Annotated in this window: 19 protein-coding genes; 11 read left to right on the top strand and 8 right to left on the bottom strand. The window is 61.0% G+C overall.

Annotated features, from left to right (window positions below; all coding sequences use genetic code 11):
* Positions 1-4 precede the first annotated feature (4 nt).
* Together GJV64_RS00145 and GJV64_RS00150 are read right to left on the bottom strand one after the other, a co-directional pair.
* A complete protein-coding gene (locus GJV64_RS00145) occupies positions 5-691 on the bottom strand; it encodes an OmpA/MotB family protein (RefSeq protein ID WP_164155274.1) in 687 nt (228 codons plus the stop codon).
* Complete coding sequence (locus GJV64_RS00150) at positions 688-2,310, bottom strand: hypothetical protein (protein ID WP_164155275.1); 1,623 nt, start codon at positions 2,308-2,310, stop codon at positions 688-690. Before GJV64_RS00150 ends, GJV64_RS00145 begins: the two co-directional genes overlap by 4 nt.
* Before the next feature lie 226 nt (positions 2,311-2,536).
* On the opposite strand from GJV64_RS00150, the gene GJV64_RS00155 reads away from it, so the two are divergent.
* From GJV64_RS00155 to GJV64_RS00180, 6 genes are all read left to right on the top strand, one after another.
* Entirely contained in the window at positions 2,537-3,706 is a 1,170-nt protein-coding gene (locus GJV64_RS00155; protein WP_164155276.1) for a hypothetical protein, read from the top strand.
* A complete protein-coding gene (locus GJV64_RS00160) occupies positions 3,703-4,365 on the top strand; it encodes a hypothetical protein (RefSeq protein ID WP_164155277.1) in 663 nt (220 codons plus the stop codon). The genes GJV64_RS00155 and GJV64_RS00160 overlap by 4 nt, the downstream gene beginning before the upstream one ends.
* Positions 4,366-4,370: 5 nt before the next feature.
* Entirely contained in the window at positions 4,371-5,876 is a 1,506-nt protein-coding gene (locus GJV64_RS00165) for an FtsZ/tubulin family protein (protein WP_164155278.1), read from the top strand.
* Positions 5,877-5,888: 12 nt separating this feature from the next.
* Positions 5,889-9,239, top strand: coding sequence for a hypothetical protein (locus GJV64_RS00170; protein WP_164155279.1), 3,351 nt, complete (start codon positions 5,889-5,891; stop codon positions 9,237-9,239).
* Complete coding sequence (locus tag GJV64_RS00175; RefSeq protein WP_164155280.1) at positions 9,239-9,973, top strand: hypothetical protein; 735 nt, start codon at positions 9,239-9,241, stop codon at positions 9,971-9,973. Before GJV64_RS00170 ends, GJV64_RS00175 begins: the two co-directional genes overlap by 1 nt.
* A gap of 133 nt (positions 9,974-10,106) precedes the next feature.
* On the top strand, positions 10,107-10,469 hold the full coding sequence (locus GJV64_RS00180; protein ID WP_164155281.1) for a hypothetical protein: 363 nt from the start codon (positions 10,107-10,109) through the stop codon (positions 10,467-10,469).
* Between the two features lie 81 nt (positions 10,470-10,550).
* Here GJV64_RS00180 and GJV64_RS00185 read toward each other — a convergent pair whose 3' ends face one another.
* Together GJV64_RS00185 and GJV64_RS15535 are read right to left on the bottom strand one after the other, a co-directional pair.
* On the bottom strand, positions 10,551-11,282 hold the full coding sequence (locus GJV64_RS00185) for a thermonuclease family protein (RefSeq protein ID WP_164155297.1): 732 nt from the start codon (positions 11,280-11,282) through the stop codon (positions 10,551-10,553).
* A gap of 220 nt (positions 11,283-11,502) precedes the next feature.
* Positions 11,503-11,730, bottom strand: coding sequence for a DUF5818 domain-containing protein (locus tag GJV64_RS15535; RefSeq protein ID WP_235927523.1), 228 nt, complete (start codon positions 11,728-11,730; stop codon positions 11,503-11,505).
* A gap of 136 nt (positions 11,731-11,866) precedes the next feature.
* Between GJV64_RS15535 and GJV64_RS00190 the strand changes: the two genes are divergently transcribed.
* Positions 11,867-12,406 (top strand): hypothetical protein, encoded by a 540-nt coding sequence (locus GJV64_RS00190; protein ID WP_164155282.1) that lies wholly within the window; start codon positions 11,867-11,869, stop codon positions 12,404-12,406.
* A gap of 271 nt (positions 12,407-12,677) precedes the next feature.
* Positions 12,678-13,454, top strand: coding sequence for a hypothetical protein (locus GJV64_RS00195; RefSeq protein WP_164155283.1), 777 nt, complete (start codon positions 12,678-12,680; stop codon positions 13,452-13,454).
* A gap of 110 nt (positions 13,455-13,564) precedes the next feature.
* Here the strand turns inward: GJV64_RS00195 and GJV64_RS00200 are convergent, their stop codons facing one another.
* Entirely contained in the window at positions 13,565-14,482 is a 918-nt protein-coding gene (locus GJV64_RS00200; protein ID WP_164155284.1) for a C40 family peptidase, read from the bottom strand.
* Between the two features lie 109 nt (positions 14,483-14,591).
* Here GJV64_RS00200 and GJV64_RS00205 point away from each other — a divergent pair, with 109 nt between their 5' ends.
* The 3 genes from GJV64_RS00205 (at position 14,592) to GJV64_RS00215 (ending at position 17,541) form a co-directional block, all read left to right on the top strand.
* On the top strand, positions 14,592-15,515 hold the full coding sequence (locus tag GJV64_RS00205) for an ArdC family protein (RefSeq protein ID WP_164155285.1): 924 nt from the start codon (positions 14,592-14,594) through the stop codon (positions 15,513-15,515).
* A complete protein-coding gene (locus tag GJV64_RS00210) occupies positions 15,512-16,225 on the top strand; it encodes a hypothetical protein (protein WP_164155286.1) in 714 nt (237 codons plus the stop codon). Before GJV64_RS00205 ends, GJV64_RS00210 begins: the two co-directional genes overlap by 4 nt.
* 179 nt (positions 16,226-16,404) lie before the next feature.
* On the top strand, positions 16,405-17,541 hold the full coding sequence (locus tag GJV64_RS00215) for a cobalamin-independent methionine synthase II family protein (RefSeq protein WP_164155287.1): 1,137 nt from the start codon (positions 16,405-16,407) through the stop codon (positions 17,539-17,541).
* Positions 17,542-17,553: 12 nt separating this feature from the next.
* Here GJV64_RS00215 and GJV64_RS00220 read toward each other — a convergent pair whose 3' ends face one another.
* From GJV64_RS00220 to GJV64_RS00230, 3 genes are all read right to left on the bottom strand, one after another.
* The gene (locus tag GJV64_RS00220; protein WP_164155288.1) at positions 17,554-18,642 is read right to left on the bottom strand and encodes a peptidyl-alpha-hydroxyglycine alpha-amidating lyase family protein; all 1,089 of its coding nucleotides are present in this window, start codon (positions 18,640-18,642) and stop codon (positions 17,554-17,556) included.
* A gap of 83 nt (positions 18,643-18,725) precedes the next feature.
* Positions 18,726-19,751, bottom strand: coding sequence for a uroporphyrinogen decarboxylase family protein (locus GJV64_RS00225; RefSeq protein ID WP_164155289.1), 1,026 nt, complete (start codon positions 19,749-19,751; stop codon positions 18,726-18,728).
* Positions 19,752-19,817: 66 nt separating this feature from the next.
* Positions 19,818-20,573 (bottom strand): citryl-CoA lyase, encoded by a 756-nt coding sequence (locus GJV64_RS00230; RefSeq protein WP_164155290.1) that lies wholly within the window; start codon positions 20,571-20,573, stop codon positions 19,818-19,820.
* Positions 20,574-20,688 lie beyond the last annotated feature (115 nt).

Genomic DNA, 20,688 nt, shown 5'->3' on the forward strand with positions numbered 1-20,688 from the left:
TTTGTCATTTGAGCGGAACCATGGTGAAGCGCAGGTCCACGCGGCGGTTTTCTGCGGCGGCGGGGTTCTTCGTGTCGACAAGACGGCTTTCGGCATAGCCGCTGATACCCAGCAACGGCACCTGGCTCTTATCGTCAGCGTTGAGAAGTTTGCCTAGGCCTGGCTCCGTCTGGACCAGTGTCTCACGGACGCGTGTCGCGCGGGCAGCCGAGAGCTCCCAATTGTCTTTCCAAGGGGCTTTGGCGCGCAAGCTGTTGGTATGCCCCTCGATGTAAATCGCATCGAGAACGGGCGCGCTGTCCTTTGGGCAGGCCGCAATGCGGGTGCGAGTGTAGCATGGCACCTCTGCCTGCAGTGCAGATGCAAGGCGGCGGAGCGTCGGCTCACCTCCTGGCCGCAGAGCAGCGCTGTTGTTGTCGAACAAAGTATCCTGCGGCAGCCGAATGATGCCTTGATCCAGCGCCGCCTGCTTCTTTGGATCCAGCCCGGCCCTCTTGACCACGGCTTCAAGGAGCTGAGCCCGAGCTTTTTGCTGCAGTTCGGCCGCACGCTGGAGCTTGTTCTGTTCAATCCGGAACCCGATGGCGAAGGACACCAGCAGGATGATGAAGATGAACAGGAAGCCGATCACCAGGTCGGTGACAGACGCGTAAAAGTTGTCGGCTGGTGCGGCGCGGCGGGCTCGGCTCATGGTTGCCCCTCAGCTTCTGAGGACGGCGGCTCTGGCGACGCTGGCGGCGGCGCGAATGCCTTGATTTCCGGATTTCCGGCAGTTGGTGGCGCAACGCTACTGTCAGGCTGCTCTGGTGGCGAAACGGCGCTCTGCGGTTCAGGGGGCAGGGTGGCAGCCAGGGGCATCCCGCTGTCCACAGCCGCTCGCTCAAACAGGGCATCGATCTTGTCGATCACGTTGGCCAACCCCGTGTCCAGGCCTGCAAGGCCCTGCTGCCAGGCGAGCAATGCCGGAACCACTTCAACACCAGCTCGCTGGAACAGTTTCGCAGCTTCATTGAGCGCAGCACCGGCAGGCGCGGCTTGGCGCATGGCGTCCACCACAGGCAAGGCATCCACCAGCGCTTGCCGGGCCATGCGAAGACCTTCAGCCCCATCCTCCAGCTCGCCTCGGAAGCCTTGGACCGACTTGTTGAGCCGATCATCTGCGGCAGCCACGGCAGCCGTCAGGTCGCGCAACAGCGTTTCGATCCCGCCGTAGATTTCAGCCGCGTTGTCTGCGCCGGTACGCATGCGCAGCACGCTGTCATCAACCGCTTCGGCATAGGCATTGGCAGCCGCTTCAATGGCTGGCGGCACCTCGGCAAAGCGGGTCACCGCCGTCTCCAGCTGTTCCGCAAGTGTGCGGCTATACTTCTCAATGGCAATACCAAGGTCGCGCGCGAAAGCTGCAGCCATCATCTCGATCTGCTTGGCATTCACCTCTGCAACCCGCTGCGACAGATCCGTCATCCGATCCGCAATGGGGGTCAGCGCTGCGACCAGCCCGTTTTCCAGCTCCTGGCGAACGGACGCTGCCACGGCTGCCGCCATATCTTCGTTGCGCGCCTTGGTGAGGCGGTTCTGTTCTACCGATTGCATCACCAGATCAGCCAGCAGCGATTGCTGGCTCACCTGTGGCAGGGCGCTCGCAAGCTCGTCCGCCAACTCTGCCAGGGCAGTCTCGGCACGAAGCACCCCGCGATTGCGGACGACGATGAAAAAGATCGAGCAGCCAATGCCGACGATGGAGGTCAGAAACTTGAGTGCGCTTGCTTTCAGCAATGGCACAATCGCCGAAATGGATTGTGTGTCGGACGCGTTCAGGGTGTTTACACCGACCCCAATCGTCAACGCGAGCAGCACAAAAGTGGTGGCAAGGCCGGTGCCAACGAGGATGTTCGGGTAGGCCTCAAACCGACGGAGATCGACGTCTTTCTGGTAAAGCAGGTCTGGCGAGAAGATGTCCTGAGGGCTGCGGCTCAGTGCCTGCCCATGGCTAGTCATCATCAAGCTCTGTTCCAGTTCCCGCCAGGCCAGTCCGAGCGGGCCGCCGCGACGGCTCGCCAGAAAGTCGCTCGAGAGCAGAACTGGCATGCTCCGCAGCGCGCCATCGGCTTCGGCATCGCTTTCGTCAGGGATATGATCGTTGGCGGGCAGGGCTGCCATGCGCCGCATGACCTCCCGTTGGTCGCTGTCTGCCGCCAAAGCGATGGCGTTTATCCGGGAACGGAAGGTGCCCCACGTTGACAGGGTCCAGACCACCAGCACGACGATGCCGACGATCGTAAAAGCGAGAAGAAGCGCGTACAAATCCATGTGAAATCATTACCCTCGCTGGCCTTGCCGTGATTTGGGAGTTGCCATAAAGCTCCATAACGGTCCAGTCATGTATCGGAACGGGGGTGAGTGCGTGGGCTACGTCACAAGCAAGAGGTTGTGGATATCTTTAGCCGTGCCGCTTCTCATGGCGGCGTCGCCTTCGGCTGCTGTCGCTCCACCTCCTGCGCCCGCGCTTGATGTCTACCTTGATGCATCGGGAACCATGGCTGGCTTTGTGCAGCCGCAGTTCAACGAGAAGCCCGTTGGTGACCTGCTTACGCTGCTGACCAATGGCGTTGGCACGCCGCCCAAGTCAGTTCTGAAATGGCGCTGTTTTGGTGACAAGATCGCTCCAATCACAGGGGACATCGATTCCTTCAGCAAGCCGGCGGTCTTCTCCAAGCCGACGGCTTCGCCGTGCGGCAATCAGACCAGCCGCGTTGACAAGGTTCTGGCGGAGGTTCGCAAGCAACCAGTTGGAAGCTTGACTTTGATCGTCAGCGATCTGTGGCTGGATGGCAATGAAATGGCGGCTGATCCGGCGGTCGCCCTGGGCGTGCCTCTAAAGGCGATGCTGGAAGAGGGGCGCGCTGTGGCCATTCTTGGCGTAGAGGCGCCGTTTAAGGGGAAGATAACGGGCGTTCCAGGGCTGGGCGGTGGCAGTTTTGCTGGCGCCACCAAGCGGCCCCTGTTCATCCTTGCCGTTGGTCCGGAAACCGATCTGGTCCGATTGGTCCAAGGCTTGCGCGGCAGTGGGGCGCCGTCTTTCTCAGGCAAGCGCCTCAATGTTGCGTTGTTCCGGGGGCGAGGGGGCCCGCGGAATGTGCCGCTTCCCACAACGATGGGAGGGGGTGTCTCAGGTAATCCTGGGGCCTATCAGATCGACAAGCAGCTCTTTGCCGAACAGCAAGGGCGGCTGGAGCGCGTAGTGGCAGGCAGGGAAAGGCTATTGCCGGGTACCATCTGGCAAGGCCCACTGACGGGGACCGCATTGGTCGAACTGCAGACCAAGCAAGGAGGCTGGCAGCTTCTGTCCAAGCCGCTGCCTGTTTGGTGGGAGGCGAATGATAAGCGCAGTCTGCAGTTCCGGTTGGATGCTGCTTCGCTGAAGGGGCTGCCGGCTGGTAGCTATCGGGTCACGGCGCTCATGGGCAACAAGGGGCTTGCGCGTCCAAATCCAGACACCAAGTGGCTGCGTGACTGGAGCCTGTCGCCATCGGAGAAGCCGCAGCCTGGTTTCGTGAAGGCGCTCCAGCTGGCTGTGTTGGCGGACATACTTGAAGCGGGTGACGACCAATTGGCGCGCCAGGTGCCATTTGGGAAGAAAGGCAGTGTTGAGCTGCCGTTCCGGCCGAACCAACTGTTTCAGTTTAACTTGAAGGTGAAAGAATGACCGGAAAGCACTGGGTTGTTGCCCTTCTTTCGGTTCTGCTGCTGCCGCTGCTGGCTGGGGCCGTGCTGTGGTGGGGCGTGAATGCCCAGCTGGCTGACACTCGCTGGCTCGATCCATCAGTCTTGAATAACGCGTCCAGCGTACAGCAGGCCGAGCCCGCCGACACGTCCGAAGCAGGTGATGCGGATGAGAATGAGTTTGGCGAGTCTGCCTTGCCAGAGGTTGAAGACGACGAAGGCCAAACCCAAGGCAATCAGGGCAACGTCCTGGTCGACACAATCCGCGAGCAGGTTGCGGGCCGGTTGGTAGAGGCCATTTGGCAGGGCGTCCTTGCCACAATCGTTCTGGGCATCGTGTGGACGTTCGTTGTGGCGGCGAAACTGCCATCCGTGGTTGGTCCCCAGTCAGCGCGCAGTTTGTCTGTGCCTTGGTGGGGTTTGACCCTTGTGCAGATCGTGGCCGTTGCTGTCCTGGCTTATTTGGCGACGGTGAGTGACGAAGTGGCGACTTACCTCGTTCAGGCTGGCAAGCTATGGTTCAGCGCCGCCATCGTATTGATATTGCTGATCACGTGGTGGCTGGCCAGCCTTCTGGCCACACCGCACCGTTTGCGCCCATCGGTGCCTGGCGGCAATAACGTGCCGTTCGGGATGGAGTGAGCGCCATGACCAAAGCCATCGTCATCACCATGGGCGGCACCGGTGCAAAACTCGGTGAAGCCCTCACGCATCTTGTTGCTGCCGGGATCGGCCCCAGTGACGTGCACTTGTTCCCGATCGATCAGGACAGTGGCAATGGCAACACAGCCCGGCTCGAGCGTGTTGCCAAAGCCTATGAGAATTGTCGCAAGCTATGGCGGACGCCAGGCCAGCCGCATGTCGTTACCGATGATCTCTTCGCCCACAATTTGACGCTTGCGTCCCGTTGGACGCCGCATGATGGCGGCAGCACCTTGTCCAAGTTGCTGGGGAAGCTAGACGAGGAAGACAGGGCCCTCTTCGATCTCCTGTATTGCCCTCGGACTGAGCAGGACATGGGTCTTGGTGGCGGCTATCGCGCCAGGCCCAATGTTGGGGCTACCGCGTTGACCACGGCCATCCGCGCTACGCCTCAGCCTGACTTCTGGACTGAACTCACCCAGGCAATGGCGCCAGCCCTGAACGGCAATCCTGTTCGGGTGTTGTTGATGGGCAGCCTGTTCGGTGGAACTGGAGCGGCTGGCTTTCCAACCCTAGCGCGCTTGATCCGTAACCACGCTGCCAAGATGCGCATGGGCGACAACCTGAGCATTGGCGGTGTACTGATGCTGCCCTACTTTGATTTTCGGGATCCTGATCAGGATGCTGAAGGCGATGCGGCCAACGTTGCACGGCAGGAAGAGTTGCTGCTGCAGACCCGCAGTGCACTTGAGCATTATGCCGAACTGACCTCGCCCCATGGCGCGCTGTTCAGCGACCTCTATCTTGTTGGCTCACAACCCTACACGCGGCTTGCCTACCATGCCCCGCAAGGCGATGCGCAAAGCAATCCGGCGCTTGCTGTGGAACTGGTCGCGGCCCTGGGCGGGTGTCGTTTCCTCAAAGACGGTCCGAGCGCTGACGGCCCGAAAGTGTTCGCCACAGCACTGCAGCAAGCCAACGGCTGGAACTGGTCAGATCTTCCGGAGGTCGAGGCCTATGAGAAGCTTGGCCGCTTGCTAAGGCTTGCAACGGCGTGGCGGCATTGGGAACCTCTGGCGCTCAATCCCAAGAAGCGATTGGGCTTCCTGAGGGATGCATGGGCCAAGGCGCAGAACCTTGGCAAACTGTCCGACAATACAGGCCCGCACGTGGAAGCGCTGGATCGTTATCTGGTTCATTTGGTTGAATGGGCTGCCATGGTAGAGGCCTACGCTAGGGGATCCGGGCAGTCGTTCAACCTTTGGAAAACGGACAAGCAATTGGCCGCGCCGATCAACACCAATGAACCGCCAGCGGCCGTTCAGCTGAAGGATCTGGCTGACGAGAAGGCGTACGAAGCGGCATTTAATGATTTGATCGTCCCCGCGGAAGGCAAGCTCGACCCAGGAAATGCAGCCAGTCTTCTCACGGAGATTGGTCGGGCGGGCAAAGAGGATGCGCCAGGCCTGGGCATGTTCATGACGGCGCTCCACCGTGGCTGTGCAGTTTAAGGGGAGCATCTGATGCCTCATTATCTTTTGCCCGGCCTGACCCATCAAGAGCTGGGGCAGCCTGCAGTCTCTGGGCAGTGGTTGGAACTGCCAGACCTGAAGGAGCTGGCCGCTGATCTGAATATCAGCCAGCAAGCTGATGACGCCGTCATCAAGAGTGTTCCAGATGCCTGGGCACCGGTCCGCGCGTGGCGTCAGGCGTTGTTCAACAATCGACACCAGCTGCATGCACGCACGCGTCGCCAATGGCGCGCTTTGTTGGCACTGCTGGCCTTGCAACCGCGCTTCTCCGGTGAATACACGCTCAGCCTGCGAGAGGTGCCGCTCGATGCAGGTAATCCCCGCTGGCGTGGTGTGCTTTCCGAGCTGTCGCCAGCTGAGGGCATTCATGCCGCGTCTGCACAGGAGGCTTGGTTAAGGCCGGTCCTGCTCAGGGTTGTGCCCAGGGGCGGTCAGAGCGTGGACGTGGCCATGCTGACGCCTGATACATTGTTGGCTGCCGGCCACAGCGCCACAGCTTTGCGTATCCCTGGTGTTGTCTTTGCGGAGAAAGGCCTCGCCGATCCGCTTGCCTCCGACCTTTCGGCGACAGACCTCGGCATCATTGCTGACTATGCCAACGGCATTGTGAATGCCTTGGCAGGGCAGGGGGTCAGTGGAAAGTCCTGGGATGGCCTCGCTCGCGAGCTTCAAGCCTACGCAGGCGATATCGAGGCGCTGATTGGCAGTGGCCAGCGCGGACGGCGCCTGGCCGTTCGCGCCCGCCGATTGAATTTGCCGTTTACAGGGCTGCACAGCGTCCTGGACAGCAGCTTCGAAACTGACCCAACTCAGTTCAATCCTGGCTTCTCCCATACACAGTTGGCGCTGCGACCCATGAGTGATCCGGCGCCATTTGGTGGCGTCGTGTTGATCGATGAGGATCTGCCGCGGACAATTGGAGGGTCGGCGGCATCCATTCATGTCTATCGTGAGCTCACACTCAAGGATGCGCTGAATGATCCGGCGCGCGTAAAGGCGAAAGCTGCCAAGGATGGCTGGCTGGCAATCACAGTAGACGAGCTTTGGACGCCGTGTGTTGTGGATTCTGACGGAACACCGCCTGCTGCCCATGGACCGAATTGCCCAGTTCCGCTGCCAGTAACGCCGTTGGCGCTGCTGCTGGCTGATGGCGATCGACTCCGGAGCGCTGTCCGCCTCACGGCCAACGGCAAAGACCGTGAAGCCACCTTTGAGGTCCGTCTTGAGGACGGGCGGCTGCATACGCTTCGGCGACGTTGGCAACCCGACCAGATCCAGCGTGCGGACATCGACAGCTCCATGGCTGTCTGGCCCGATTTTGCTGCGGCCGACTGGCCCTTTGATTTCCTGCAGAGCGCCGCCAACCCATTTGCCGAAGTGCTGCCTCAGGCTGCTGTCTCGCTCCGATTGCTTCAGGCAGACCTGAATGCAGCTGGGCCTGGTCGGAACGAACGTGCCGCCGGCTGGGGCTCGGGAGCAGTGTTGCGAAAGCTCTGTGCCCAGGAGACGGGCCAGCTGCCCGACCAGGGTGAGCCTTGGTTGCAGCGGATGCGTTTTGCCGACTCGTCGCAGATACGCGGCGAATGGCAAATCACGAAGATGGGCATCGAGGCCATCGCCGTGGCGGTACAAAGTGATGCCCTTGAACGGTCTTGCGGACTGGTGCTGGTTAGTCGCCGAGCACCTGCGCTGACTACCCAAGAGCGCGCAAAAGTGGCGATCGATTTCGGAACCACCAGCAGCATCGCCTACGTGGAGGCAAACCAACGGTCAGAGCCAGCACATCTGAAAGCGCGCTCGCTGCCAATTATTGCGGTTGATCCTTCACAAATGGATGCATGGGCGCAGCAGAAGTATGTGACATTGGCGGATTTCTTCGCTGGGATCGGCCTTGGTATGCCTTTCCCGACCATGTTGAAGCAGCGTGACAATACGCCAGAGGCTGCCGCTGACTGGCCAAATGCAGGGCAGGTTCTGTTTGTGCCTCCGCCCGAAGGAAAGTCTTCGCGCGAGGTGGCCAAATGGGTGGCCAATCAGACTTTGAAGGCTGGCCTCAAGTGGCAGGCCGGCCCTGGTGGTGATGGTGAGAACAACGTCGCGGCACTCAGGTTCCTTCAGGATCTGGTTCTTAGAGTGGCGGCCGAACTGCGAGACAAGGGTGTCACGCCAGAGCGCATTAACTGGCGCTTTTCCTATCCGCAGGCCTTTACCGACCGTGAAACCGCCTATTTCAAGCGGATGACTGAGCAGGTTGCACAAGCTTTATCAGCTAAGGCACGCGTCGAGCATCGTACTGAGGCAGAAGCTGCGATGACGTACTTCTGTGATGACTCGGAGCAAGCATTCACCGCGCCCACACAGCTGTCTGTGATGTTGGATATCGGCGGGGGCACCACCGACATTGCGATCTATCTACACAAGGAAGCGCTGTGGCGCGGCTCAGTGAGGCTTGCGGCAGGGGATTTCTTTTCCAACTGGTTAGAACGTAACAGCAGTCTGCTGAAAAAGGCGCCTATGGGCGGCACCGATCCCACCGCCGACCTACCCAACGATGATAGCCATCGTAAGCAACGTCGGTTGTTGATCGAGCTGGCGGCCAGCAAACCAAGTTTTAGCGATCAGCTCAAGAGGTTCATGGACACCACCGCCGGCGCTGATCCTGATTTGCAACGGCTGCAGGTTACTGCGTCAACGGCACTTGCAGGACTGCTGTGGTATACTGGCCGCGTACTCAAAAAAGTGCTGGCCGGCGGCCAAGTGGATCCCAGGCTGGCTGCGCACCCAACAATCTTGATGGCAGGCCGCGGGTCCAGCTATTTCCGGCTCTTGACGAAGCCCGACCAGCAACATTTGACGCGAATGTTAATGTTGGGTGCTGGCCTGAAAGGTAATCCGCCGGAATTGATCTTCTCGGTCAACCCAAAGCAGGAGGTGGCACGAGGCTTGCTTCACGACGCGCCGTCATCAGCAAGTAACGTGGAGGCATTTTTGCCTTTGGGGCTTGGGCTCGAGCTGCAATACGGTGGCAATCTCACTGCAGAAGCGGAACTTGCTCAGGTCACTGGCAAGAAGCCTAGTGCGATCGACATGGCAGACTTCCAGGAGTTCCTAGACGCGCTGAAGGTTGCCACGGGGATTAACCTCACGATTAGCCAGGGCGGTAGCCTGAAGGCAAAGGACAGCATTGCTCGTGGCACGATAAAAGAGATGGTCAGGGAAGCCGAGCTGACGCGGCCAGTGAAGCCGCCGTTCGTTGAGGCTCTGCATCTTTTGGTCGACATGCTGGCGCATCCAAAGGATCAGCGTGACCAGTTTCTGCGCGTTGACGTGGGCAACCCGTAATGTTCAATCTGATTTCAGCTATCGCGACTGGCCTGGCTCTATTTGCTGTAGGGCTTGCGATCGCGGCATGGTTCCGTGTGACCAAAGCTCTGCGGTTTGCCAATGAGATTGAACAATGGCGCAAGGATGCTGAGGCTTCTGGAGATGAAGCGCTTAAGCGGCTTGGTGCAACCGAAAGAGATCGGATCATTCTCCGCCGCTTGGAAGGGCAAGTGGAAGATCTGCGGGAACGCCTCTTCAAACTTGAGCGCCGAAATGATGCCGAGGCCACCATGCAACGTGCCCCGGCAAATTCTGCTACATTCTCAAGCTCAATTTCCGGTTCGGATAGATCAATTGACGTCATTCCTTCCGTCTTCACGCCGCCGTCCCCCGAATTACCGCGCGATCCCTATGCCTATCTGCTCGATAACCTGCGGAGAGATTTTAACGCAGCCGCGCTGAAGCCTTCGCCCGATAAGCTTGATGAATTGGTCGCAAAGCACCGGCTCGAGGATGAGGCCGGTGGATTGTGGCGCATGCGGTTGCCTGATGGGCGCGTTGCTATCATGCCTGGACGCGCCATGCTTGTAGGTTGGGCTCGAGAGTATCGTGGTGAAATGGCTAAGCCTCTCCGGGATGACCATTTGGCCAAATGGTACGACATGACCACAGATGACGTCCTCGCCTTGGACCGTGTCGCTGTGCGGCAGCCAAACGGGGACGATAATCGTGGTGTTTTGCGCGGCATCTGACCGACCTTCTCCGAAATGGAGGCTCGCGCTGTTAAGTAGATCCGTTATCGCATCATTGCAGGAAGTTATTAAGCTCTCTTCCTGCAAGAGGTGAGATGGCCGGGTACCCCGGTCGTTACAGCCGAGATGTCCTATGGATCAGAGCTTCAGCTCACGCGGCAGCGCGAGCGCCCCAGTCGCAGATGCGCCAACTGTCACGATCAGTCTGCGAGGCCCGAGCCATGGCCGGCGGCCGGCCGACCAGCTGGCGGCTTTTCTTCCGACGGCTGATGGCGGCGTGTTCCTGGGCGCACATGCGGATGTTCTCGGTTCATGGACTGGAATGATGGACTTCATCCTGAAGACCATGCGACCCTTCCGTGACGGTGGCCAGGCCAGAATGACCTTCTACGTCGACGGCTGGCGCGGCGCCTCGTTTGGGTTTGAGGCGCCATCTTCAGAACACCCCGATAGCTTCATCGTGGCATTCTTTGACCCTCCAGCCGATCGGAATTGAAGTCGGTCCAGACCGCCATTTACCGACTTGGCCAAGCCGCAAGAAAACTCGGTATTGTTCGGGTGACAGCGAGGCGCCGCTCTAGCGGCAAATCTTTTCGCAAGGCACCCCATCTCCATCGCCGTCCAGGGTTTTCACGCCGCACGTTTGCAGATGGTACAAGGCCTCATCGCAAGAGGTCATCTGGCGACAGACGCGTTTGGTCCCACATTGAAATGCAGAGCCGCCTGGTGAGCCAGACATCAATCCGAGTGAGGAGCCGGGCAGCGGAGTCATGGTGGTCTGCGCTGTTGTTCGGCCGCCGCCGCGTCGAGCTGCTCGCCAGTCCCAAGGCGCCATGATCTGATCGGCTTGCAAGCCCCAGAGCCCGCGGCGAGCCTGGCGGGCTTGTTCTTCCCATCGGAGGTAGCGCTGGTCTGACAGGTAACGGCGATAGGCCCAGGCGCCGCCGCGCTTCACCATCTCGGCATTGATGTTTGTGTTGCCGCGAGTGAGGACGGCGACAGCACGACCATACCGATCAATGTCGGTAACGCGGGCGCTGATTGTTTGTCCGTAGACGAGGTCTGAGAGTATCCGCTTGGACTTGCGGCCGTAGGGCTGCCCGCCTTCAGGCGCATCAATCTCTCCAAGCCGGATCTTGTACTGGCGACGACCATCAACCAGGAGCGTGATGGTGTCGCCATCAGTGACGCCAACCACCTTGCCCCGCAGTGTCTCCGCCAGGCCGGGCGCCGCCAATAGAGTGGCCGCTACGATCACCGCGGTGACGAATCGAACAACCAAAGCCAACTTCAGACAATTACCCAGCATCAGTGCTGTGTTTCACCGGGCTGAGGCGATTGCAAGTGACGGATCCGCTCCAGGATCTCTAACCAGGTCCTTTGGCCCTCCATATCGCCTTCAGCCCCGAGCTCATCAACACGTAGAGCAGCCATGACGGTGGCGGCATGCCCGTGCTGATCGATCTGTTGCCTGGCGCACGCCCAAAGCTCCCAATCCGAAATCCGCCTAGTAGGAGGCGGCGGGCGGGTCAAAGGGCCGACCGCTGTTCTGAGACGGGCGTGATTGAGTGAACGTCAAGGATATCAAAGTCTGCCCTGAAGCCGATGACATGCACTCTCTGGCCAACAAGGCGCCAAGCGGCGGTGTTGGCGTCGAGACGCCAAACACCGCCGTCGTCGCACTGAAGGATTAGGTTTGCGGGCTGGTTGTCCTTCAGTAGTGAGCCAAGCAGTTCGTATCGCTTACCCCTGGGCATCAGTTATCCTGTCTTGCGAAATCCTACATTTCAAGAGAGTTGTTTCATCGATCGTTGACGTCCGTGTTGTAGGGATCATTTGTGGCACGTCCAACAACGTTGGACTTGTTTTGATTGTCTTTTGAGGTCTCGAGCAATGAGCACGTTCAAGAAGCTATCGGCAAAGGCAGAGGAAGCAAATGCATCACTCGCACAGGCTTTCAAAGAATGGAAAGATGAAAATATTTCCCGTCGCGAACAGTTAGCAATTAATAAGGAGAATGAACTCCGCACCTTGAAAATTGATATCGATCAAAAATTGAAAGAAATTAGTGACCTTGAATCCCGAAGAGCGTTTCGAAAGATATCCTATATTTTATGCTTTATCTTCGGAGCTTTGCCAGCGTTTTTCCTGGGCCTATTGGTCAGTGATGTCGGGCCTTCGGTCGAGGGTTACGAGAGCGTAACTGCTACGCTGCCGAGCGAGGGTGGCAAAGAGGCTCCAGCGCGATCCGCTGGGTCTTCATACGACAGCTCCCCTTCTGAACTGGGCATTTGTGTTCAACGTGGGGTGGAATACTTCAAAGAGATTGGTTCGTATCCAACACTGAGGGCGCCACCTGAGGCCGGCCGTGCCGCTGAAACCGTAGCAGAAGAGAGATGCAAAAGAAGCTTGTCGGCGTTTGGCTCGCCATGACGCTGAATATCAACGGATCATTGATGCCGCTATTGAGCGTGACCTGACCCCCTGATTTTCCTCCACGATGGATTAGAGTCCGGCACATGGATGACCCTGTCCTGGGATTGTAACCGTCCAGAATGAGAGATCTGGCCCTTCAGCGGCCGGCGCCATGAACCCCAGGGATGTGCTAGGTCGGGCACGAAGATAACTTCTCTCTCGTTCTAGCGCCCTTGCTTGAGACGGTCGCGTTCTTACCTATGGCGAATGACATTCTAGGATTAGGTGGATGGGTTTCTTGTTCGATCCCTATCGAGAAGGGCACTGCTGCCTATGCGGGGTGGCCGCGCCGCTGACTGGTGAGCACAAAGTAAAGGCGTCGGCCATCCGAGCGATGTTTGGCAGTACGAGGATGGTGATTGGCCAGTTCGGGGGCGGGCGGACCTATCGCAACGCGCAGGGGCCAAAGTCCAAGGCGCTTCACCATTCCGCTGGGCTATGCGCCGATTGCAATGGAGCGCGAACGCAGCCAGCTGACAGGGAGTTCGACCGGCTGCACAAGCTGGCGTTGGGGCTCCACGCCGCCGGAGCTGACCCCAGCACAGTATTTCAAGATGAGCGGTATGTAGAGAGTGGCGAGCCCTACGCCAGCGTGTTCCGCTACTTTGCCAAACTGCTTTGCTGTCACATGGGCGATGTCCACGGCCCTCGTCCCGTACAGCTCAGCGCGTTCGCAATAGGCGAGCTCGCGCAGAACCGCGTGTTTCTGTCCATCGACAGAGATCCCAACTACCGCGATTGGTCAACCGTATCGGGCGATCACGCTTATGCGGCTCATGGGGGACTGGCCGTAATCATGGACCGCAAGACGGAGCTTCCGGCGGGCATTCGGAGTTATCTGACGTTGGGGCCAATCCGCTATCGCTACTGGATGGAGTTCGCGCCAATCGAGGCGACAGCATTGGCCTACTTCCACCAAGACTTCTGGCAGGCGGCACGCGCCGCAATGCAGAAACACATCGACAACCCATGCACCGACGAACAGCTAGAGCGTATGGGTTTCTAAATGACTGAACTCGATGGCGATTTCTAGGCTTATAGAAATCGGCCCGCTCTCGGATGAAAGGCCGCCATAGCCGTCAGACGACCCTATGCGCAAAGTCAAAGGTAGCCAAGCTAAGGTGCTGGCGCTGCGGCCATGACATCCTTCCAAGCAGTCGTCTGCTGCAGCGGGTCGCTGTCAGGCACTGTGACGCCCGGCGGGACGAGGTACCCGAGGAACCAGCCGAAATTTACGTCACCGACGATCCCGCCAGGGGACACCAAATCTTGCAGGAAAACATACCACGCGCTTTCGTCTGCGATCCCGACGATGCACCATATTCTTGCTACTAGAGCCGAACAGAAATACTTGGTCCGTTCGTCACCCTTGACACTAGAAGCGCCGTCGATAATAGCCTGCACGTTCTTCCAGTATTCATCGCGTCGAATACCAACGAACTCCAGCACCCCACGCAGATCATACCGAGTCTTGTTCGTCACTAGTTGAGCAGCGAAGTCACGAAGAATTTCTTGACGCTCCGGACCGAATCCGCACTGCGACCGGATAACGCCGATGTAGCCGCGGGTGGGAACTTTCAGCGGCGCGATCCGAACGCGGGGTACGACAGCTTCAAGGATCTTTCCATCGCCGAGATAGATGGCAGCGTGCGAATATGGACTGCTGGTTCGCCACCTAACCATAGCGGACATCACTGACGTCTTCTTGGTACGGTAGAGAAGAATGTCGCCAGCCTGAAGCTGGCTGGTATCAATCTGGTAGGGGTGCGCGATGGCTAAGGTTCGGGCAGCTCGGTATTGGCGATAGGCAACCAAACCGACGGCCGACGCGAAAGCAGCGAGGAGCCATTTGCTGTAGTTGGATCTGGCCATTCGACGAATAAGCGCACTATATCTCGCAATGTCAATACTTTGCGCCCCGCGCCGGATCGCGGCGGCAGTTAAAGCGTGCCCGAAATGAGCTGCCTTGTAGTGGCCAGAGATGCCCAATAGTCTGACCAATGCTGAAAGCCGCCTTCGGTCGACCTTGGCCAACGATTGCTCTAGGGCACGTCTAAACCGACGCCGTACGTCTGGGCTGGCGGCGCAAAGCGGAAACTTCTCCCCTAGATGATTGAACCTGCCCCCAACGGAGGGGCTGTTGATGCGTTCCATGTTTGAACTGATCACCAACCAAGTGATCGATGCGATCCAATCAGGTGCCGATGATTACCGGATGCCGTGGCACCATCCCGAAGGCCTTCGCCTGCCGTCCAACGCGATCACCGGCCGGTCCTACAGGGGCATCAACACCCTTGTCCTCTGGGCTGCCGCCGAGCGAGTTGGCTACCGCACCAACAAGTGGGCAACGTACCAACAGTGGGCCCAGAACGGCGCCCAGGTGCGCAAGGGTGAGCGCTCCACCACGGTGTTCCTGTGGAAGCCAGTAGGGCACGGGAGCGCTGCCGAGGACGACGGCGGTGACGCCCGCTCCGGTGCCTTTGTGGCCCGCGCCTTCCGGGTGTTCAATGCCGACCAGGTTGATGGCTTCGATCCGGTAGAGCCGGCAGCTGCGAAGCTGGACCCGAGCCAGCGCATCGACCGGGCCGAGGCATTCTTTGGTCGCCTACCGGCCAGCATTTGGCATGGCAGCGACAGTGCCTTCTATGACCCGCACTCTGACACGGTCTCGATGCCGTCGTTCGAGGCGTTCATCTCGCCCGACGCCTTCTATTCCGTCCTCAGCCATGAGCTGGTCCACTGGACCGGCTCCAAGCAGCGTCTCGAGCGTGACCTGTCCGGGCGGTTCGGTTCGGAAGCCTATGCCATGGAGGAACTGGTGGCGGAGCTTGGCGCGGCCTTCCTCACCGGGCATCTGGGCCTGGGATGCGAACCCCGCACCGATCACGCGCCCTACATCAAGACGTGGCTGCGGGTGCTTGGCGGTGATCCCAAGGCCATCGTAACGGCCGCCAGCCGGGCGCAGGCAGCGGCAGATTTCATCATCGCCCTGGCTGAGGAGGCGGCAGGTGAGGCGTCCAAGGGCGAGGCCTCCAACGCCAGCATGCTGACGAGGAGGGCGGCATGACCGCACTCACGTCCGAGGTCCTGTACCGGCTCTCCAAGTCCAAGCTCGCGTCATTCGAGCACTGCCCCAAGCGGCTTTGGCTGCAGATCCATCGGCGGGAAGAGGCGAGGTTCGACCCCGACACCCTTGCCCGCTTCAGGATCGGTCACGGCGTCGGTGCGAAGGCGCAGCAGTTGGTGCCCGATGGCATCATGGTCGAAGCCGTCCCGGACATTCAGGCTGCCCTTGAACGCACGGCGAGCCTGTTGGCAAACGAGCCCAGCCGGCCAATCTTCGAGGCCACGTTCCAGCGTGAGGACGTGCTTGTCCGCGCCGACATTCTGGAGCCGGACGGGCAGGGGGGCTGGCGTGCCATCGAGGTCAAGGCCAGCACCCGTGTGAAGCCCTATCAGCTGGCCGACCTGGCCACCCAGGTTTGGGTCATGCAGGGTTGCGGGGTATCCGTGACCGGTGCCTTCATAAGGCACCTGGCGGAGTCCATCATGTGGACACGGCCCGACATGTCGGCTGTGCGTTTCCGCGACACGGACGTGACACTGCCGATCAGGCGTTACCTCGAGAACCGCGCCGCGGTCGCCGCGGCTGCCCGCAAGGCCATCCGGGGGCCGGAGATCGAGCTTGAGATGGGCCGGCATTGCCAGTCCCCGTTCAAGTGTGAGTTCCAGGAGCACTGCACGAAGCGCCGCGACCTGCCGCTCCTCGCAAGGTGAAGTGTGTTTGGCCTGCGCACTTGGAAGCCGGTGCGCGCTTGCATCCCGCGCGATAACCTTGTTACAGAGAACTGTAACAGAGGGGCCAAGCCAGAGCTCTTAACTTGTTGATTATCTTGGGCTGGAAAACCTGGGTGGGAGTCCTGGCGCCCCAGCCAGCCCTTTTTGGGGGATTTTTCATGGCCGACCGCTTCCTCACCACGCACGTGGGCAGCCTGCCGCGCGCCGCCGATCTGCTGGATCAGATCATCGCCCGCGAAGAGGGGCAGGCGGTGGACGAGGCGGCGCTGGCCGCGCGCATCGAACAGGCGGTCGCCTATGTGGTGGGCAAGCAGGCCGCGGCCGGCATCGACATCATCAACGATGGCGAACAGTCGAAGCCCAGCTATGCCACCTACATCAAGGACCGGCTGACCGGCTTTGGTGGCACCGGCACCTCCTATGTGTTCCAGGACATCGAGGATTTCCCCGGCGTCAAGCAGCGCATCTTCGGCGATGAAGGCCGCAAGCACCGCAAGACACCCGCCTGCAACGCGCCTATCACCGTGAAGGACATGGAGGCGGTGAAGCTCGATGCCGCCAACCTGAACAGCGCGCTCAAGGCCCACCCCGGCCGCCAGGCCTTCATGTCGGCGGCCTCGCCCGGCGTCACCGCGCTGTTCTTCCGCAACGATTTCTACGCCACCGATGAAGACTATGTGATGGCGCTCGCCGAAGGGCTGCGCCACGAATATGAGGCCATCGTCGGCGCCGGCATCCTGCTGCAGGTCGATTGCCCCGATCTCGCCATGGGCCGCCACACCCAGTTCCGCGAGCTCGATCTGAACGGCTTCCGGGCGAAGATGGAATTGAACATCGCCGCGCTCAATCACGCCACCCGCAACATCGCGCCCGAACAGATGCGCATGCACCTGTGCTGGGGCAATTATCCCGGCCCGCACCATTGCGATGTGCCGCTGCAGGACATCATCGATCTGGTCTGGAAGGCCCGCCCGCACGCCATCCAGTTCGAAGCCGCCAACCCCCGCCACGCGCACGAATTCGCCATCTTCGAAGCCGTGAAGCTGCCCGAGGGCAAGAAGCTCATCCCCGGCGTTGTCGAATGCCAGAGCCCCTATATCGAACATCCGGGCCTCATCGCCCAGCGCATCGCCCGCTATGCTCACCTCGTCGGGCGCGACAATGTGCAGGCCGGCATCGATTGCGGCTTCTCCATCCACGCCGGTTCGGGCGGGGTGGATCCGGATGTCGTCTGGGCCAAGATGGCCGCCATGGCCGAAGGCGCACGTATCGCGAGCGCCCAGTTCTGGCCCTGAGCGCCCGTCGGCCTAGGGGCGCAGCGTCAGCTTCTGCAGCCGCCAGTTGAGCAGCTCGGCGACATAGAGCGTGTTCTCGGACGGGCAGGCGATTTCGTGGATCCAGCCGAACTGCCCCACCTGCTTGCCCGAACCGCCGAGCCAGCCCAGCACCTTGCCATCCAGTGACAGCTTGTAGATGCGGCCCGGCCACGCATCGGAGGCATAGAGAAATTGCCGGCCCGCAGCATCGCGCGGGGTGATGCACAGCGCCCATGGTGCGCCCGGCATCATCGTCTTGTTGGGCGCGGCGTCCGGGCCATCGGCAGGCACCACCGGGCGGTTGCCGATCGCCACCGGCGCATCGGCGGGCGCGGGTACATTGATCTGGATGATCCTGAGCAGCGTGCCCTTGGTGTCGAACACCTGGATGCGCCGGTTGCCGCGATCAGCGACATAGACCTGGTCCTGAGCGTCGACCGCGATCGAATGCAGCGTGTTGAACTGGCCGGGCGCGCTGCCGAAACTGCCCCACGATCCCAGCCAGCGGCCATCGGGCGCCACCTTGGCAACGCGCGAATTGATGTAGCCATCGCTGATATAGGTGTTGCCCTGACTGTCCCACGCCATGTCGGTGACCTCGCGGAACTGGCCATCGACCGGCGGCAGCGGCGGCTTGGGATGCTCGAGCGGGCGGGCATTCTCGTCGCTCGCCTCCGGCTTGCGGCCGAACACCATGGCGACCCGGCCGGTGAGCGCGAACTTCACCACCATGTTGGAGCCCTTGTCGGCCACCCAGATGTTGCCGCCGGCATCGACCCGCGTCGCGTGGGCATAGGACCAAGCGTAGAGATTGTGCCCGATCTCGCGCACATAACGCCCGTTGGCATCGAATTCGAGCAGCTGGGCCGCCGCCGCCGCATAGGCCGGCCCCTGCGTGTTGCCGCGCTGGAACACATAGACCTGGCCCGCCTTGCCCAGCGCCACGCCGGCCACTTCGCCCATGTGCAGATCCGCCGGCGGCTTCAGAAAATCGACCGCGTCAAAGCGGATCTGGGGCGCCTCCTGCGCCGCGCCGGCCGATGCCAGCATCACTGCCAAAAGCCCGATTGCACGCCGCATGGTTTTTCCCCCCTGAGTTTGGCGAAGGATACTGCCGGCCCGCCCCTTGCGGAAGGCCGCATCGCATGCGGTCATGCCGGGCTTCAGCCGCCCAGTTCCGCCCGCACGATGGCGGCGCCGGCCACCATTGCCTGCATCTTCCCGAAGGCGGTCTCGCGCGGGAGATATTTCATGCCGCAATCGGGCGCGATGATGACGCGCGTCGGATCGACATGGGGCAGGGCGCGGCGGATGCGGGCGGCGACGGTTTCGGCGGACTCCACGGCTGGGTCCGACAGGTCGATGACGCCCAAGATGATGGTCTTGCCGGTCAGGGACGTCAGGATGCTGGTGTCGAGGTTGGACTGGGCGGTCTCGATGCTCACGGCGCCCACGGTCGATCCGGCCAGTTCCGGCAGGAAATTGTAGCCGGCCGGGCGTTCGTGTATGATCGCGGCATAGCCGAAGCAGATGTGCAGCGCGGTGTCGCCGGTGATGCCCTCCAATGCGGCGTTAACCGCCTCCAGGCCATATTCGCGGGCCTTTTCCGGGCGGGCCTGCATGTAGGGCTCGTCGATCTGCACCACGTCGGCACCGGCCGCAAAGAGGTCACGGATCTCGGCGTTCACGGCCGCCGCATAGTCCAGCGCCATTTCGCGCTCGCTGGCATAGAAATCATTCTGGGCCTGGCAGCTCATGGTGAAGGGGCCGGGCACGGTGATCTTGATGCGGCGGTCGGTGTTGGCGCGCAGGAACTTCACGTCGCGCACCTCCACCGCATGGCGGCGGCGGATGCGGCCCGTGACGCGCGGCACCGGGTTGGGATGGCCGGACCGGTCGAGCGCGGTGCCGGGATTGTCGAGATCAACGCCATCCAGCGCGGTCGCAAAGCGGTTGGAATAGCTTTCGCGTCGCATCTCGCCATCGGTGATGATGTCCAGCCCGGCGCGCTCCTGGTCGCGGATGGCGATGATGGTGGCATCGTCCTGCGCCTGGGCCAGATGGTCGGGCGCCACGCGCCACAGTTCCAGCGCGCGCACCCGGGGCGGGAAGCGCCCGGCCAGCTTCTCGCGGTCGATCAGCCAGTCCGGCTGCGGATAGCTGCCCACCAGTGACGTTGGAAACAACATGGCCTGATCCCCCTCTTTCCTTGGGGACCAGTTGATTGGACGGCCGCGGCCGGCTGTCAACAGCGCTTACGGGCCGTCATAGCCGATGGCTGCCGCCGCCGCGCCCGACATGATGAAGCCGATCGGGCGCTCAGTTTCCTCCTGCAGATGGCCGATCAGGCTGGCCGTGCGGGCGAGAAGGGAAATGCCCTTCAGGGCGGCGAGCGGGAAGCCGACATCGAGCATCACGGCCGGGATGGCGCCATTGACGTTGATCGGCAGCGGGCGGCCGATGGCTGCGGGCAGGGCGGCCTGGATGTCGCGCAGCGCCTTGATGTGCGGGCCTTCGATTCCATGTTCGGCGGCGAGCTTCAGCAGCAGGTTGGCGCGCGGGTCGCCTTCGCTGTGCTGGGGATGGCCGAAGCCGGGGATGGCCTTCCTGTGCTCGCGCAGGGTCCGCACTTCGGCGGCTGCGTCTCCGCTTTCCACCACCTGCGCCAGGAAGCGGCCGGCGACTTCGGCCGATCCGAGGACGACACTGCCGCAGCCCAGCAGTCCCGCGGCGACCGCGCCGTGGAAGGCCTCGGGGGCGGCGGCATAGGTCATGCGCGCGGCGACCACCGAGGGCACCAGGCCATGTTCGGCAATGGCGCACAGGACGGCATTGGCAAAGAATTTCTGGGTGTCGGTGGGCACCTGGCCGGTCACCAGCATCCAGAAATAGGTGGTGAAATCGGTGTTGCCGATGATTTCGCCCGTCAGGTCTTTCCCGCGCACCTTGATATGGTGGGTGTCCGATGTGCAGATGGCGGTGAAGGGGGCGTCCTGCTTGCCGATGCGCATGGGCCTGAATCCTCTGAGTATGGGCTAAAGTTTCGAAATACGAACTTGCCTTCGATATGCGAAAAGAATAGACGGGGCAAGCCGGTGAGGCAGGGGCGTGCCTGTTCAAGCCGGG

This window comes from Sandarakinorhabdus rubra, assembly GCF_010994245.1.
Lineage (GTDB): Bacteria > Pseudomonadota > Alphaproteobacteria > Sphingomonadales > Sphingomonadaceae > Sandarakinorhabdus > Sandarakinorhabdus rubra.

Coding starts and splice junctions, on each gene's coding strand:
- GJV64_RS00145 (WP_164155274.1), bottom strand. CDS start 691: ATGAGCCGAGCCCGCCGCGCCGCACCAGCCGACAACTTTTACGCGTCT.
- GJV64_RS00150 (WP_164155275.1), bottom strand. CDS start 2,310: ATGGATTTGTACGCGCTTCTTCTCGCTTTTACGATCGTCGGCATCGTC.
- GJV64_RS00155 (WP_164155276.1), top strand. CDS start 2,537: ATGGCTGGCTTTGTGCAGCCGCAGTTCAACGAGAAGCCCGTTGGTGAC.
- GJV64_RS00160 (WP_164155277.1), top strand. CDS start 3,703: ATGACCGGAAAGCACTGGGTTGTTGCCCTTCTTTCGGTTCTGCTGCTG.
- GJV64_RS00165 (WP_164155278.1), top strand. CDS start 4,371: ATGACCAAAGCCATCGTCATCACCATGGGCGGCACCGGTGCAAAACTC.
- GJV64_RS00170 (WP_164155279.1), top strand. CDS start 5,889: ATGCCTCATTATCTTTTGCCCGGCCTGACCCATCAAGAGCTGGGGCAG.
- GJV64_RS00175 (WP_164155280.1), top strand. CDS start 9,239: ATGTTCAATCTGATTTCAGCTATCGCGACTGGCCTGGCTCTATTTGCT.
- GJV64_RS00180 (WP_164155281.1), top strand. CDS start 10,107: ATGGATCAGAGCTTCAGCTCACGCGGCAGCGCGAGCGCCCCAGTCGCA.
- GJV64_RS00185 (WP_164155297.1), bottom strand. CDS start 11,282: ATGCTGGGTAATTGTCTGAAGTTGGCTTTGGTTGTTCGATTCGTCACC.
- GJV64_RS15535 (WP_235927523.1), bottom strand. CDS start 11,730: ATGCCCAGGGGTAAGCGATACGAACTGCTTGGCTCACTACTGAAGGAC.
- GJV64_RS00190 (WP_164155282.1), top strand. CDS start 11,867: ATGAGCACGTTCAAGAAGCTATCGGCAAAGGCAGAGGAAGCAAATGCA.
- GJV64_RS00195 (WP_164155283.1), top strand. CDS start 12,678: ATGGGTTTCTTGTTCGATCCCTATCGAGAAGGGCACTGCTGCCTATGC.
- GJV64_RS00205 (WP_164155285.1), top strand. CDS start 14,592: ATGCGTTCCATGTTTGAACTGATCACCAACCAAGTGATCGATGCGATC.
- GJV64_RS00210 (WP_164155286.1), top strand. CDS start 15,512: ATGACCGCACTCACGTCCGAGGTCCTGTACCGGCTCTCCAAGTCCAAG.
- GJV64_RS00215 (WP_164155287.1), top strand. CDS start 16,405: ATGGCCGACCGCTTCCTCACCACGCACGTGGGCAGCCTGCCGCGCGCC.
- GJV64_RS00220 (WP_164155288.1), bottom strand. CDS start 18,642: ATGCGGCGTGCAATCGGGCTTTTGGCAGTGATGCTGGCATCGGCCGGC.
- GJV64_RS00225 (WP_164155289.1), bottom strand. CDS start 19,751: ATGTTGTTTCCAACGTCACTGGTGGGCAGCTATCCGCAGCCGGACTGG.
- GJV64_RS00230 (WP_164155290.1), bottom strand. CDS start 20,573: ATGCGCATCGGCAAGCAGGACGCCCCCTTCACCGCCATCTGCACATCG.